13 protein-coding genes are annotated in these 14960 nt (G+C 57.4%); 6 read left to right on the top strand and 7 right to left on the bottom strand.

The genetic code is table 11. The features are described from left to right. Nucleotides 1-201: 201 nt before the first annotated feature. On the top strand, nucleotides 202-1050 hold the full coding sequence (locus HKX44_RS06810) for a DUF6544 family protein (RefSeq protein ID WP_276150521.1): 849 nt from the start codon (nucleotides 202-204) through the stop codon (nucleotides 1048-1050). Between the two features lie 61 nt (nucleotides 1051-1111). On the opposite strand, the gene HKX44_RS06805 is transcribed toward HKX44_RS06810, so the two are convergent. The 4 genes from HKX44_RS06805 to HKX44_RS06790 form a co-directional block, all read right to left on the bottom strand. Beyond that, nucleotides 1112-1594: a DUF2244 domain-containing protein gene (locus HKX44_RS06805; RefSeq protein WP_276150520.1), complete on the bottom strand. Its 483-nt coding sequence runs from the start codon at nucleotides 1592-1594 to the stop codon at nucleotides 1112-1114. Between the two features lie 73 nt (nucleotides 1595-1667). Continuing rightward, nucleotides 1668-2048, bottom strand: coding sequence for a VOC family protein (locus tag HKX44_RS06800; protein WP_276150519.1), 381 nt, complete (start codon nucleotides 2046-2048; stop codon nucleotides 1668-1670). 75 nt (nucleotides 2049-2123) lie between these two features. After that, nucleotides 2124-3308 carry a benzoate/H(+) symporter BenE family transporter gene (locus tag HKX44_RS06795; RefSeq protein ID WP_276150518.1) on the bottom strand — a complete coding sequence of 395 codons (1185 nt, stop codon included), beginning with the start codon at nucleotides 3306-3308 and terminating at the stop codon, nucleotides 2124-2126. A 132-nt stretch (nucleotides 3309-3440) separates the two neighbouring features. Then, entirely contained in the window at nucleotides 3441-6881 is a 3441-nt protein-coding gene (locus HKX44_RS06790; protein ID WP_276150517.1) for a pyruvate carboxylase, read from the bottom strand. 235 nt (nucleotides 6882-7116) lie between these two features. Between HKX44_RS06790 and HKX44_RS06785 the strand changes: the two genes are divergently transcribed. Then, on the top strand, nucleotides 7117-7584 hold the full coding sequence (locus tag HKX44_RS06785) for a BLUF domain-containing protein (RefSeq protein ID WP_276150516.1): 468 nt from the start codon (nucleotides 7117-7119) through the stop codon (nucleotides 7582-7584). A 40-nt stretch (nucleotides 7585-7624) separates the two neighbouring features. On the opposite strand, the gene HKX44_RS06780 is transcribed toward HKX44_RS06785, so the two are convergent. Further along, nucleotides 7625-8764 carry an alpha-hydroxy acid oxidase gene (locus tag HKX44_RS06780; protein WP_276150826.1) on the bottom strand — a complete coding sequence of 380 codons (1140 nt, stop codon included), beginning with the start codon at nucleotides 8762-8764 and terminating at the stop codon, nucleotides 7625-7627. Nucleotides 8765-8934: 170 nt separating this feature from the next. Here HKX44_RS06780 and HKX44_RS06775 point away from each other — a divergent pair, with 170 nt between their 5' ends. Next, on the top strand, nucleotides 8935-11352 hold the full coding sequence (locus HKX44_RS06775) for a UvrD-helicase domain-containing protein (RefSeq protein ID WP_276150515.1): 2418 nt from the start codon (nucleotides 8935-8937) through the stop codon (nucleotides 11350-11352). Here the strand turns inward: HKX44_RS06775 and HKX44_RS06770 are convergent. After that, nucleotides 11349-11984, bottom strand: coding sequence for a hypothetical protein (locus tag HKX44_RS06770; protein ID WP_276150514.1), 636 nt, complete (start codon nucleotides 11982-11984; stop codon nucleotides 11349-11351). The genes HKX44_RS06775 and HKX44_RS06770 overlap by 4 nt on opposite strands. Before the next feature lie 158 nt (nucleotides 11985-12142). On the opposite strand from HKX44_RS06770, the gene HKX44_RS06765 reads away from it, so the two are divergent. Then, complete coding sequence (locus tag HKX44_RS06765; RefSeq protein ID WP_276150513.1) at nucleotides 12143-12616, top strand: hypothetical protein; 474 nt, start codon at nucleotides 12143-12145, stop codon at nucleotides 12614-12616. Beyond that, nucleotides 12616-12828, top strand: a complete 213-nt coding sequence (locus HKX44_RS06760; protein ID WP_276150512.1) for a helix-turn-helix transcriptional regulator — start codon at nucleotides 12616-12618, stop codon at nucleotides 12826-12828. The genes HKX44_RS06765 and HKX44_RS06760 overlap by 1 nt, the downstream gene beginning before the upstream one ends. A gap of 194 nt (nucleotides 12829-13022) precedes the next feature. Here HKX44_RS06760 and HKX44_RS06755 read toward each other — a convergent pair whose 3' ends face one another. After that, a complete protein-coding gene (locus HKX44_RS06755; protein ID WP_276150511.1) occupies nucleotides 13023-13244 on the bottom strand; it encodes a DUF1127 domain-containing protein in 222 nt (73 codons plus the stop codon). 504 nt (nucleotides 13245-13748) lie between these two features. On the opposite strand from HKX44_RS06755, the gene HKX44_RS06750 reads away from it, so the two are divergent. After that, nucleotides 13749-14834 carry an Mrp/NBP35 family ATP-binding protein gene (locus HKX44_RS06750; RefSeq protein WP_276150510.1) on the top strand — a complete coding sequence of 362 codons (1086 nt, stop codon included), beginning with the start codon at nucleotides 13749-13751 and terminating at the stop codon, nucleotides 14832-14834. The last annotated feature ends 126 nt before the right edge of the window (nucleotides 14835-14960 follow it).

The following is a 14960-nucleotide window of genomic DNA, read 5'->3' as shown; positions in this document are numbered from 1 at the left end:
TACGGGCAACCCCTCATGTTTAACGTGAGGGGTTTCTTTTTGCCTGCGTTTGGGCGCTTTGTCGTTCTGATACCAAAACGGCATCGGCGCCCAGCGGTTCGACCTTCTCGCTCACTTGTTCCAAATCAACGCATGATCAACCGCCAGCCTGTACATCTTTGGTGTGGCTTGAGGCGGTACGCTCTAGGAACGGGGAATCGAATGACCAAAATTGCTTTACTGTTCGGTGTTCTCCTGCTGCTGTTGCTTGTGGGGCTCTTTCTATGGCGGGCGCTGGATCATCGGGCCGACAAGGTGGAATTCGTAAGGCTGCTTGCCCTGCAACCCACCGAGCCAGCACTTTTTGATCGCAGCATGGTTGAAACCCTGCCAGAACCAGCGCGGCGGTATTTCCATTTTGCAATTAAGGAAAGAACACCGCTTTTTACTGTCGCCGAGATTTCCATGCGCGGACAATTCGGGATGGGGGACAAGAGCGCGCCGAACTATTTGCCGATGCGGGCAAAACAGGTTCTGGCGGTTCCTGAAGGATTCATCTGGAAAATGTCGGGCGGCTCTGGCGTTCTGCGGGTTTCCGGCTCTGACAGTGCCAGCTGGACGCGGTTCTGGCTGGCCGGCATTGTACCGGTTGCACGGGCAGGGGGCACGCGGGATCACGCTTTGTCCAGCTTGGGCCGATACCTGTCCGAAGCGGTGTTCTGGACCCCGGCGGCTGTTTTGCCGCGGCCCGATGTTGTCTGGACCGCGCTGGATAAGGATACGGCCCGGGTCACAGTGACCAGAGATGGCGCAGAACAGGCTGTGGATGTGACCGTTGACCCGGAAGGGCGTCCTGTCAGGGTATTTCTGCAACGTTGGAGCAACGCGAACCCTGACGGTGTTTACCAGCTTCAGCCGTTTGGCGGCACCTTATCGGCATTTCGCGAGGTCGAGGGGTTTCGCATTCCCACCCATGTTGAAGCGGGTAACTTCATGGGAACCGATGCCTATTTCCCGTTCTTCATTGCTGATGTCACCGACATTCGCTTTGATCCATTGTCGGGCGGTTAGGGACAGGACAACGCAGCCCCAGTTACTTGTGTGCCGGGCTGGTAAGTTGCGCTATAAGGGCTCAGCGGCGCAGGCTGCGTTGCAGTTCATCATAGAGGGTAATGCGTTCTTCCTCGCTGAGAAAAGCACCGATTTCCACCTCGCGCCCTTCGCCCCGCAGGGTGACATAATGCGGGACAGGCCCTTCGGATGGGTAGGTGGTGACCGTGGTCCAATAGCGGTTGCACTGCCATTCTTTTTCTTCGCCCTTGGGGGAAGTGTGGATCAGCCGCGCTGTATTGGCGTCGAGAGTCAGGATTTCCTCGATCTGGCGCGACTTATAGTTCGATTGCAGTGCGAAATAGATGCCAGCGACGGCCAACAGGGCAAAGGGCAACAGCCCCCACAACAGCACCGTGCCCAACAGCGCCAAGGTCGGGATTAGGATCATGACAAAGGTGGCGAGGATAAAGCCGGTAAACCCGCGGGGGGAAAGGGATTGATGCGGCCAAAGGCGCATCTGTTGGCTGGGAGCATTGGGCGGGGTGGTCCACTGGTAAGGCATCGCGGTTCTCTTGATCGTGTAAACCAAAGGTAACAGTCAACGCGGCGGTGGCAATGCGACAGGATGGTCTGGATCAGCTGCATTCGATCAAATCCCAGCGATTACCGTAAGTGTCGGCGAAAACCGCAACGGTGCCATAGGGTTCGTGGCGTGGCGTTTCCTCAAACTGGACACCCGCGGCGATCAGCCGGCTGTGGTCGGCGGCGAAATCTTCGGTCTCCAGAAACAGCCAGACGCGGCCGGCACCTTGGTTGCCGATTGCCTTGGTCTGATCATCGCAACCGGGTTCGGCAAGGATGATGCCGGTTTCTGCGTCAGGTGACGGGGCAATACGGACCCAGCGTTTATGCCCTTGGTCAATGTCGTCGATCAGGGTGAAGCCGAGGATGTCGGTGTAATAGGCAATTGCATCGTCGTACTTCGGGATGATCAGAGTGAGGGCGGAGAGGCGCATTTTGTGGATCCGTGATGAGGTGATGTGCTGCATTTAACTTTGTGCATTAAAGCCGGTTTCACCTGAAGAGTTAGACTAGTGATCGAGTGATCGATTGGCTATCACCTTTGAAACCCAAATGAGGACGCCAACGACAACGCCCCAGAATGCGCCGCTTACACCGAAAAGCGTCATGCCGCTTGCTGCAATTAAAAACGTCATCGCCGGCGCTTCCAGCTGGGCTGGTTCACTAAAGGCGGCAGAGATGGAGCCAACCAAAGCGGGGATAAGTGCAAGCCCGGCCACGGCAGTGATGAGGGCGATAGGGGCAAGGCTGGCCAAGGAGGTTACCAGCCCTGCGGCGAATGCCAGCCCTACATAAGCGATGCCTGATGTCATTGCCGCCCAATAGCGGGTTGCTGGATCTCGGCCTGCGTCCTCACCTGCCATAATCGCCGCTGTGATCGCGGACATATTGACAGGCACTGATCCGAACGGTGCAAATGCAAGGCTGACAAGGCCGGTTTTGCGGATCAAGGGTTGGCGTTCGACAGGGTACCCGTTCAGCTCTAGGACCGCGAAACCGGGTACGTTTTGCCCCGCCATTGTCACTAGGTAAAGCGGCAGGGCGATGGAAAAGAACGACTGGATCGTAAAGGTTGGCAGGGTTGGGGTGAAGGCAGGAAGCCATCCTGTGTCTGTATGAAGAGTGCTGCCTGACGTATCGACAGCGAAATAGAGAACCACAAGAAAGGCCAGGACGGCAAACGGCATTGCGGCCAACCGGTTCCATGTCAATCCAATCAACCATGCAATAAGCACGGGCAGGGCCAGCAAAGGAATGCTGCCGAGCGCAAGTGCAGGGGCGAAGCACAGTTTGAGCAGAACGCCAGCGAGCAACCCGTTTGCAATGGGTTTCGGGATGGCGGCGACGATCCTTCCAAGAGTTGGAATGAAACCGGTCAAGACAATCAGACCGGCGCAATAGATGAGCGCCCCTACGGCCTCACCAAAGCCACCCGGCAAAGCGGCTGTTGCCGCAAGAAATGCAGCCCCCGGCGTTGACCATGCCACCGCAGCGGGAATGCGCGTGACGGCAGGCAGCCAGATACTGCAAATTCCCATCCCAATTGTTGCAAAGAACAACCCGGTGGTGGCCTGCTCGTCTGTGGCCCCCATCGCCGTAATGCCTGCCAACACAATGGCGAATGACGCTGAATACCCCACAAACGCGGCGAGTAGCCCCATGGAAACAGCAGGTATTGAAAGATCGCGGAGCATTGGACTAGGGCACCTTGGTCAAGGGGTTTCACCGACGCTATAGAGTTTCACGGAATCTTCCAGAGCCGTCATTCAAAACCGAAATCTGGCAGGAAACGTTGCTGGCAATGCCGACCGTTCCCTGCATGGCTTTCACTCCAACTCTACCAGCAAGTCTTTCGCGTCAATCTGCCCCCCTGCCTGCACATGCACGGCTGTCACCACCGCGTCACGTTCGGCGTGGATGCCGGTTTCCATCTTCATCGCCTCAATGGTCAACAACAGATCACCTGCGTGGACCTGTTGGCCCACGACCGCACCTACAGACGCCACAACACCCGGCATCGGTGCGCCGATGTGGTTGTCATTGCCCGCTTCGGCCTTGGGTCGCTGCGCCGTGGTAGCCTTGACCAGACGGTTGGGCACGCGGATCACACGGGGTTGTCCGTTGAGTTCAAAGAAAACTTTGACCTCGCCGTCTTCGCTGGTCTCTCCAATGGCTTGCAGACGTATCTCAAGGGTTTTGCCGGGGTCGATTTCGGCGCTGATTTCCTCGGACGGGTCCATCCCATAGAAAAAGGTCTGCGTTGGCAGGGTGCGCACCGGACCGTATTGGCGGTGACGGCCCATGTAATCAAGGAAGACCTTGGGGTACATCAGGTAGCCGGCAAGGTCTTCGTTGTCGATTTCCATGCCTTCCAACTGTTTGGACAGGTCGGCGCGGGTCGCTTCAAGGTCGACCGGTTTCAGGTGTTTGCCGGGGCGTTCGAGGTTGGGTTTCTCGCCTTTCAGGGCTTTTGACACGATAGTTTCAGGGAAGCCTCCGGGGGGCTGGCCAAGGTTCCCACGCATCATGTCGATCACGGAGTCGGGGAAGGCGACATCGGTTTCAGGGTCTTCCACCTGCGCGCGGGTCAATCCTTGGGACACCATCATCAGGGCCATGTCGCCAACAACTTTAGATGAAGGCGTGACCTTAACAATATCGCCGAACATCTGGTTCACGTCCGCATAGGTGCGGGCGACCTCGGGCCAGCGATCGTCAAGCCCAAGAGAAGAGGCTTGGGCCTTGAGGTTGGTGAATTGGCCGCCGGGCATTTCATGCAGGTAAACTTCCGATGATGGTGCCTGCATACCGGTCTCGAAGGCCCCGTATTGGTGACGCACGTCTTCCCAGTAGTCCGAGATTTCACGCACGGCGGTCATATCAAGGCCGGTGTCGCGGTCGGTGTGTTTGAGGGCCGAGACGACAGAGCCGAGCGTGGCTTGCGATGTATTGCCGGAAAACGCGTCCATGGCGCAATCAACCGCATCTACACCGGCCTCAGACGCGGCGAGGATGGTGGCGGTCGCGATGCCGGCGGTGTCATGGGTGTGGAAGTGGATCGGCAGGCCGACCTCGGATTTCAGTGCTTTGACCAGCACGCGGGCCTGCGCGGGTTTGAGCAATCCAGCCATGTCTTTCAGGCCCAGCACATGCGCACCAGCGGCCTTCAGGTCTTTACCCATCTGGACGTAGTATTTCAGGTCGTATTTGGCGCGCTCGGGGTCGAAGATATCGCCGGTATAACAAATCGTGCCTTCGCAGACCTTGCCTGCGTCGATCACAGCATCCATCGCAACGCGCATGTTTTCCACCCAGTTCAGGCTGTCGAATACGCGGAAAACATCGACGCCGGATGTGGCGGCCTGTTTCACAAAGAACTGCACCACATTGTCCGGATAGTTGGTGTAGCCGACACCGTTGCTGGCGCGCAGCAACATTTGCGTCATCACGTTTGGCATGGCTTCGCGCAGGTCACGCAGGCGCTGCCACGGGCATTCCTGCAAAAAGCGGTAGGCCACATCGAAGGTGGCACCGCCCCAGCATTCCACAGAGAACAGCGTGGGCAGATTGGCCGCATAGGCGGGGGCCACCTTGATCATATCGTGGCTGCGCATTCGGGTGGCAAGCAGGCTCTGGTGGCCGTCGCGCATTGTGGTGTCGGTGATCAAAAGCTGGCGTTGTTGGGACATCCAGTCGGCGACGGCCTGCGGGCCTTTTTGTTCCAACAGGTTGCGGGTGCCCATCAGCGGCTCTGCCCGGTTGGCGGGGGGCTTGGGCTGGCGCACGCTAGGGGCAAGGCGGGGATGACCTTTGGTTTCCGGATGGCCGTTTACTGAGATATCCGCGATGTAATTCAATACTTTAGTGGCGCGGTCGCGGCGTTTCTTGAAGGTAAAGAGGTCGGGTGTCTCGTCAATGAATTTGGTGTGATAGGTGTTGTCGAGGAAGGTTGGATGTTTCAACAGGTTCTCGACAAAGGCGATGTTGGTGGCAACACCGCGGATACGGAATTCGCGCAGGGCACGGTCCATGCGGGCGATGGCCGCCTCTGGGGTTTGCGCTTTGGCGGTGACCTTCATCAGCAGAGAGTCATAATAGCGGGTGATTACGCCGCCGGAATAGGCGGTGCCACCGTCCAACCGGATACCCATGCCTGTGGCCTCGCGGAAGGCGGTAATCCGGCCATAGTCCGGAATGAAATTGTTCAGCGGGTCTTCGGTGGTGATGCGGGTTTGCAGGGCGTGGCCGGTGAGCTGGATGTCATCCTGTGACGCCTTGCCGGTGGCCTCGGCAATGGTCTTGCCTTCAGCGATCAGAATTTGGGACTGAACAATGTCGATGCCGGTGACTTCTTCGGTGACGGTATGTTCGACCTGCACACGCGGGTTTACTTCGATGAAATAGAATTTGCCGTCCGCCATATCCATCAGAAACTCAACGGTGCCGGCGCATTCATAGCCGACATGGGCGCAGATCTTGCGGCCCAGTTCGCAGATTTCGTGGCGTTGCTCTTCGCTTAGGTACGGGGCAGGGGCGCGTTCAACAACTTTTTGGTTGCGGCGCTGGACAGAACAATCGCGCTCAAACAGGTGATAGATGTCGCCGTGTTTGTCGCCAAGGATCTGCACCTCTACATGGCGCGCTTTGAGGATCATTTTCTCAAGATAGCCTTCGCCATTGCCGAAAGCGGCTTCGGCCTCGCGCCGCCCTTCAAGGACTTTCTCTTCAAGTTCGGATTCCGCGTAGATCGGGCGCATACCGCGACCACCTCCACCCCAAGAGGCCTTGAGCATGAAAGGGTATCCAACTTCGGCGGCTTCTTTTCGGATGGCGTCCATATCGTCGCCCAAGACCTCGGTGGCGGGAATGACCGGCACGCCCGCCTCAACCGCGACGCGGCGGGCAGAGGCCTTGTCGCCAAGCGCACGCATGGTTTCGGCACGCGGGCCAATGAAGGTGATGCCGTTGTTTTCACAGGCATCCACAAAATCCGGGTTTTCGGAAAGCAGGCCGTAGCCGGGATGGATCGCATCCGCACCGGCGGCCTTGGCGACGCGGATGATTTCGTCAATGCTCAGATAGGCGGCAACAGGGCCAAGGCCCTCGCCAATGCGGTAAGCCTCATCCGCTTTAAAGCGGTGCAGGCCCAGCTTGTCCTCTTCGGCATAGACGGCGACCGTCTTTTTGCCCATCTCGTTGGCGGCGCGCATAATGCGGATGGCAATTTCACCGCGGTTGGCGACGAGGATTTTCTTGAAGTCAGGCATGGCAGTCTCCGCTTTTGGGTGTGGGCACTCTAGGGCCGCTGCACTGCGGCACAATACCCAAAACCCCGGAGAATGTCACATTTCAGAAACATTTCGAAACCGACGGTCTGTGCAGGTCGCGGGCGTGTCGGCCATAGTCGGAAATGGTGCGGGCTTCAGCCGGAAGGGTTTCGGCCTTAACCGGAAATTCAGTCGAATCGTTGAAGCAGGGCCGAGAAAGACAAAGAGGCAGGCCATGATTTACCGTAAAGTCTATGTCAGTGACATGTCCCCGGATGTCGGGCAAAAGGATGTTGAACAAATCCTTATGGCGTCGCGGCGTAATAATGCTGTGGCCAATCTGTCGGGTTTGTTGGTTTCTGACGGCAGGCGGTTTTTTCAGGTTCTGGAAGGGCCGCTTGATGCTTTGGAAGCCTGCTATGCGCGGATCGAGGCCGACACCCGACACAGGCGGGTGCATCTGTTGGCCAAGGGTACAGCGCCGGAAAGGGCCTTTGGGAACTGGCAAATGGGCCATGCGAATCCGGCGGAATTGCAACCTTTGGTCAGAGACAGTGTATTTGAATTGACCCGCCTGTTGGATGCGCAGGCACCCGAGCGAGGTGACAATGCGCGGGTGCATGGTTTGCTTGAGACATTTTTGGCGGCGGCCATGGCCGGCAGTTTGGTCTCGCAGACGGGATCGCCTGTCGTTGGAACCTGATCGCCCGCAGACCGCCGTGGCGGGGGATTGCCGTCTGATTTCAGCGCAAGTTAATCGTGTCCGGCAGGGATTTAAGGTTGGCGGCACCCAGCTGCCCCATATTGGCGGCAAGGTCTTTGGCAAGGATATCAATCAGGTGGTCCACTCCTTTGGCCCCCATGGCCCCAAGGGCAAAGTGGAAAGCCCGTCCCAGCATGACAAAATCAGCCCCCAGTGCCAATGCCCGCAGGATATCAAGGCCGGATTCCACACCGCTGTCGAACACCAATGGTAGTTTCGTGGCGGCGCGGATCGCGGGAAGGGCCTCTATGCTGGCGGGGGCCGCGTCGAACTGGCGGCCAGCATGATTTGAAACCCAAAGGGCATCCGCCCCCATTGTTTCCAACCGCGTGGCATCTTCGGGGCGCATCACCCCTTTGATCACCAGCGGCCCATCCCAATGATCGCGCAGCCATGTGACGTAGTCCCAGTCAGGTGAGGTGCGCAAAAGATACCCGACATGGGCGGTCGGCGGCAGGCCCTTGGTCGCGGCAGAGGTATATTTATCGATACCCCGCATATAGGGCATACCGCGTTTGGCGGTTTCTAATGCCCAAGTGGGACAGGTGGCGATTTGCGCCAGAAGGCGCGGGGTGATCTTGGGCGGGTTGGTCAGCCCCGAGCGGACTTGCCGTTCGCGGCGCGAGGATGTCGGGACATCAACCGTCAGGACAAGGGTGGTGAAACCCGCGGATTTGGCACGGGCCAGCATGTCGCGGCGGATGTCGGGATCGCGTGGCGGGTAGAGTTGGAACCACGCATGTGTGCCGATATGCGGAGCCATGTCTTCTGGGCTTTGGGTGGCCACGGTAGAGATGCAATAGGGAATGCTGTGTTTGGCCCCAGCCTGCGCCAATGTCGGTTCGGCCCCCGGCCAGATCAGGCCGGACATCCCGATTGGCGCAATGCCGAAGGGCAAAGGGTGGGCCTGGTTCAGAAAGATCGTTGTCAGATCGGGCGTGATGTCGCCGTGCAAGATCGACGCGGCAAAGCCGATTTTGTCCAGCTCGCTTCGGTTGCGCGATTTCGTGGCCTCTGTCCCGGTGCCGCTGTCCAGATATTCCCAAACGAATTTGGGGATGCGTTTTTTCGCAAGGGCGCGCAGATCGGCCAAAGCGGGATATGTGCTGTGCAGGTCCATGCGGGTATCTGTGCGCGGCTTTTTGGATTTGTCCAGTGGTACCGAGGGGGCCATAGCAAGTGATCCGGGTTTGGTCAGGGGTGCGCCGCAGTATTTAGAGCCAAAAAGAGAAGCGGAACATGTGGCGAACATGGGTTTTCCTTTTTTGTGGAATTGGCTAGGTTGACGGGATGAATGATTTTGATGAAATGGACGCCTTTGAGGGCGCATCTCTGTCAGCGCGGGCCATGGCTGCGCGGCCGCAACCCTATCTGGATGGCTTGAATCCGGCGCAGCGCGCTGCGGTTGAGCAGATGGACGGGCCGGTTTTGATGCTGGCCGGGGCGGGCACGGGCAAGACCAAAGCTCTGACCGCGCGGATTGTGCATTTGCTGAATACCGGGCGGGCGCGTCCAAACGAAATTCTGGCGGTGACTTTTACCAATAAAGCGGCCCGGGAAATGAAGACCCGTGTGGGGACCTTGTTGGGTCAACATGTCGAGGGGATGCCCTGGTTGGGAACGTTTCATGCGATTTGTGTAAAGCAGCTGAGGCGGCATGCCGAACTGGTCGGGTTAAAGAGTAACTTTACCATTCTGGATACAGACGACCAATTGCGGCTGCTCAAGCAGTTGATCCGCGCGGAAGGCATTGACGACAAACGCTGGCCGGCGCGGATGTTGGCGGGGATCATTGACGGTTGGAAAAACCGGGCACTGACGCCAGACAAGGTGCCGGGGGCGGATGCCGCGGCCTATAATCACCGCGGTGCCGAGATTTACGCGGCCTATCAGGCGCGGCTGATCGAGCTGAATGCGACGGATTTCGGTGATCTGTTGCTGCATATGGTGACGATTTTCCAAAGCCATCCGGATGTGCTTGAGCAATATCAGCGCTGGTTCAAATACCTTTTGGTGGATGAGTATCAGGATACGAACGTCGCACAATACATGTGGTTGCGCTTGTTGGCACAGAGTCACAAGAATATCTGTTGTGTCGGTGATGATGATCAGTCGATCTATGGCTGGCGCGGTGCGGAAGTGGGCAATATCCTGCGCTTCGAGACGGATTTTCCGGGTGCCCATGTGGTTAAGCTTGAGCAGAATTACCGTTCGACCCCACATATCCTGGCCGCGGCATCAGGTGTGATTGCTGGCAATGAGGGGCGGTTGGGCAAGACCCTGTGGACCGACCGTGAAGAAGGCGAAAAGGTTCGGCTGATCGGCCATTGGGATGGCGAGGAAGAGGCGCGTTGGATCGGGGACGAAATCGAGGCGATGCAACGCGGGACCCGTGGAAAGGACCCGGTATCGCTGGACCATATGGCAATTCTGGTGCGGGCCAGCCACCAAATGCGTGCGTTCGAAGACCGGTTTCTGACCATTGGCTTGCCCTATCGGGTAATTGGCGGGCCGCGGTTTTACGAGCGTTTGGAGATTCGCGACGCGATGGCCTATTTTCGCGTGGTGACCAGCCCGGATGATGATCTGGCGTTTGAGCGGATTGTGAACACACCCAAGCGCGGCTTGGGGGATAAGGCGCAGCAGAAAATCCAGATGACGGCGCGGGAAAATGGCGTGAATCTTGTGGAAGGTGCGCGGATTTTGCTGGCGAACGGCGGTTTGGGCGGCAAGGGCGGTGCCCAGCTGCGGCTATTGATTGACGGGATCGAGCGCTGGAACAGCAAGCTGCGCGGGCCGGTGATGCCGGTGCAGGTGGATAATGAGGTGTTGGACAACGAAAGCGGTCCGGCGCGGGTTGAATATGGCCCGCCCGAGATCAGCCATGTGGAGCTGGCCGAGATCATTCTGGATGAATCCGGCTATACCGGCATGTGGCAGAACGACAAAACGCCCGAGGCACCGGGACGATTGGAAAACCTGAAAGAGCTGGTCAAAGCCTTGGAGCAGTTCGAGAACCTGCAAGGATTTCTGGAACACGTCAGCCTGATTATGGACAATGAAAGCGATGATGGCGGCGCGAAAGTGTCGATCATGACGTTACATGCCTCGAAAGGGTTGGAGTTTCCGGCGGTGTTCCTGCCGGGGTGGGAAGACGGGCTGTTCCCCTCGCAGCGTTCGATGGATGAAAGTGGTCTCAAAGGGTTAGAGGAAGAGCGTCGGCTGGCCTATGTCGGGATCACGCGGGCAGAGGCGATCTGTACGATCAGTTTTGCCGCCAACCGGCGGGTGTTCGGGCAATGGCAAAGTGCGATGCCGTCGCGGTTTATCGACGAGTTGCCAGAGGCCCATGTGGAGGTGTTAACGCCGCCCGGTCTATACGGCGGCGGGTTTGGCGCGGCGATGCCAACCAGCAACCTGCATGACGCAGCGGCAGAGGCGAATGTCTATAACTCGCCGGGTTGGCGGCGGTTGCAATCACGTGCCGGTGAACGCGGGGTGTCGCAGCCGTCTGAGGCCAAGAATGTGACCATTGATATGCAGGCGGTCAGCAGTTTTGCGATGGGGGAACGGGTGTTTCACCAGAAATTTGGCTATGGCGCAGTGACCGGGATTGAAGGCGACAAGCTGGAGATCGACTTTGAAAAAGCGGGGACCAAAAAGGTGGTCTCCCGCTTTGTCACCGGTTGTGATGACGTGCCGTTTTAGTCCGCGGCGGGAGTGTGGGTGTCAACGACATGGCATTTATCAAGCTTTTTCGCCTCGACCCATTTGCGCGCTTGGATGCCGATAGGGGCCATGCCGTGGGAACTGTCCAGTTTACAATAGGCAAGGGCAGCCTCCGTGGCCTCTTTTTTCGTGTCCCAGCCGAAGGAAAGGCCGAAACCATAGGCCCCGTTGATGGCAAATGCGCCGAATTTGCCGTCTTTTTGGCGTTTGGGATATTTGCGCTCGAATACCTTTCCGGCGCGTTGCCCCAATCCTTCAAGCCCGTTTCCGTTTGGGTCCATGCCCTTGGGATATAGAACCGCGTGCAAGACGCAGGATTTGGACTTTGACACGATTTCACAGCCGGTTTTTGCCGCTTCCTGTGCAGTTTTCATGCTGTGAAAATTTCGGGTCCAGAACAGATCATCCGTGCCTTCGACCACATAGAATGCACCGAAATAAGCCTTTTTGCTAGCATACCATTTCAAGGCACGGCGTTGTTTGGCGCTGAGTTTTACACCCGGCACTTTGCCCATTGTGACCGCATTGCCAAACAATTTTGGTTCGGCCTGAGCGGGCACCGCCATGAGGGTCGTACAAATCACTGCAGAGAGAATGCTTAGTCGTTTCATATCAAAAGTCCTGCTTCGGTAAGGTTGCCTAATGAAAGCTGGACAAGTAGCGAATATCAAGTAAAAATTATCGTAATGCAGTAAATTTTCTACCGGAGCGGGATTTGGAAAAAATTAAACGCCTTTGTTCAGTCGCCTTGATCTTGGTAATTCCAGTGATGATTTATTCGTTTGGCGCCGGGATCAGCTGGGCCTTTAATGAGGCGCTGTTGCAACCGGAACGCTGGTTGAATGACAGTTGGGTTGATCCAAATGCCGTGATTGCACCGATGACACGGGTGGTGTTTCTGTTGCTCTGGATCATGTCGCCACTGTTTGGGTTGTTTTCCTATGCTTGGGCAGTGCGTGCCCTGCTGTTGATGCGGGCAGGGCATTTGTTCGACTTGCGCACGGCCCGCGGCATCTTTGGGGTCGGGTTCTGGCTGAGCATGTCAGCACTGGCGCAGCTGTTGGGGGGCTGTCTCAGTCCGATGATCAAATCCTGGCACAATCCACAGGGGCCCTTGCCACTTCGATTCTGGTATTCAAGCGAAACCCTTGCGCTGGTGTTTTGTGGCTTGGGGTTCATCCTGTTGGGCAAAATCCTGCATGAGGCAATAGGCATCGCCCGCGAGAATGAGGAATTTGTCTGATGGAGATCATCGTGAGGCTGGATGTCATGCTGGCGCAGCGCAAGATGAAGTCAAAGGATCTGGCGGCAGCGGTGGGAATCACAGTGCAGAATATGAGCCTGCTGAAGTCCGGCAAAGTGAAGGGGGTGCGCTTTGAGACACTGGCGAAAATTTGCGAAGTGCTGGAGTGTCAGCCCGGTGACCTTCTGGAGGCCGCGCCAAAGCAGGGATGAATAATAGCAGAGTGTAAAACGGAAAACAGCTGCACCTTGGGAGGAAGGTGCAGCTGCTCACTTGTCGGCCCGAAGCGTGATGGGAGGATCATTCTTCGGGTCTTGTCACGTGGGCTGCAACCTCGGGGAGGAGGCGTTGCTGAAGCCCAACGCGACCTGACGTACCGCGGGGAGGCGCGGCACGGCAGGATCTCTTAGCGCAGGGTAATGCGTGATGATTCCCGTGCAATCTGTTGCAGGTTTGAACGGTTCAGACCCAGGTCGGCCAGCTCGCGGTTGCTGAGCGCGCTCAACTCGTTGAAGGTCTCACGGTACAGACGGTGCTGTTTGTAGCTTGTAACAATGTTCTGAAATGCTGCGGATGCACGGTCAGCGAATGATGTGCCGGTTGCGGATGTTGATGTCAAATATGCCATTAGGGCGCCTCGTATAGAATGCTAAATCGTCTCGTTTCGTTGACGCATAAATAGCCTCTGATTTTCATTGCACAATGGACATGCCGGCATTGCCGCTATGCGCTTTTTGCATAGGGGACGTCGGGTCAACTATCTGTAATTGAAATAGAAACAATTACCGCCGGCGCGATGTTTGGGTGTGTCGGGGGAAGTGGAGATAAAAAAATGGCGACGATATCTGGGAGGAGATATCGCCGCCGGAAAAACAGACTTGTTCGGGAGGAGGATGAACTCGTCTGGTCGTACTCGTGAAGAACTAATGTCGCTTCGATACACCTACATTCACATTTATGCTGCCGATGCACAATGAATTATTTTGCAATGCTGCCATGCAGCAATGGCATGGTTATGTTGTATATCCCCTAGGCGGTGTGCGGACAAAACAGGCAAATGGCCGCGCCCCCTTGTGTCCTCAGTGGAAAATGCGATGTCACAGGGACGTAAGCCGTTTATAGGAGCCGCGCCATGTCCGACCCGAAACCTGTCACCAAAGCTGATGTCGAAGCTGCCCTCGAACGGATCGGCCTGCCAGACGGACGCAGCCTTTTGGCGCATGATTTTGTGCGTGCCCTGAACATAGAAGGGGGTGTCGTACGGTTTGTGATCGAGGCCCCGAATGCAGACGCTGCGCGCCAGATGGGGCCGCTGCGCGATGCGGCGGAAAAGGCCGTGTCGGAATTGCCCGGAGTGACGCAGGCCACAGTCGCTTTGACGGCGCATGGTCCTGCGGCGAAACCCGCCGCGGCCCCCAGTCTCAAGATCGGGGGGCACCCCAAACCGCAGGAGGGGCCATCGAAACCATCGGGTGTACAGCGCATTCTCGCAGTGGGGTCTGGTAAGGGCGGAGTCGGGAAATCCACAGTCAGCACCAATTTGGCGGTCGCATTGGCCAAGGCAGGGCGCAAAGTCGGGCTGCTCGACGCAGATATCTACGGGCCCAGCATCCCGCGTATGATGGGGATCAATAAAAAACCGGCATCACCGGACGGCAAGACGATCATTCCCTTGCAGGCCCATGGCGTCACCTTGATGTCCATCGGGTTTATGATGGAAGAGGGCAAAGCGGTTGTCTGGCGGGGGCCCATGTTGATGGGGGCGTTGCAGCAGATGTTGGGGCAGGTCGAGTGGGGCGCGCTGGACGTGCTGATCGTTGATCTGCCGCCGGGCACAGGGGATGTACAGCTGACGCTCTGTACCAAGTCGGAACTGAGCGGTGCCATCGTTGTCAGCACCCCGCAGGACGTGGCGTTGATTGATGCCCGCAAGGCGTTGGATATGTTCGCGACATTGAAAACACCGGTTCTGGGTCTGATCGAAAACATGTCGATGTTTGTCTGTCCCGATTGCGGGGCAGAGCATGAGATATTCGGCACGGGCGGCGTTGCGGCCGAAGCGCAGACCATGGGCGTGCCCTTGTTGGGGGCCTTGCCTATTGACCTTGAGACACGGCTGGCAGGCGACTCCGGAACCCCGGTTGCCGCGGGAGATGGCACGATGGCACAGGCCTATGCGCGGATCGCAGAGGGGCTGATCAAAGGGGGGATGGCCTAAAACTCTTTGGGTTAACCTCAGGGGGCAGGCCCGCCTTTTCGCCTTGGGTTAGAGGAAGAGATATAGGGTACCTGTCTCAGGTTTTTCTCAGAAGGCTGTAGGTTATCCCTCTAAGCTCGGGTGTTA

The sequence above is a fragment of the Sulfitobacter sp. M05 genome, assembly GCF_029285175.1.
Taxonomy (GTDB): Bacteria; Pseudomonadota; Alphaproteobacteria; order Rhodobacterales; family Rhodobacteraceae; genus Sulfitobacter.
Note: the sequence above shows the minus strand (reverse complement) of the source record. Positions and strands in the feature narration are given on the sequence as shown.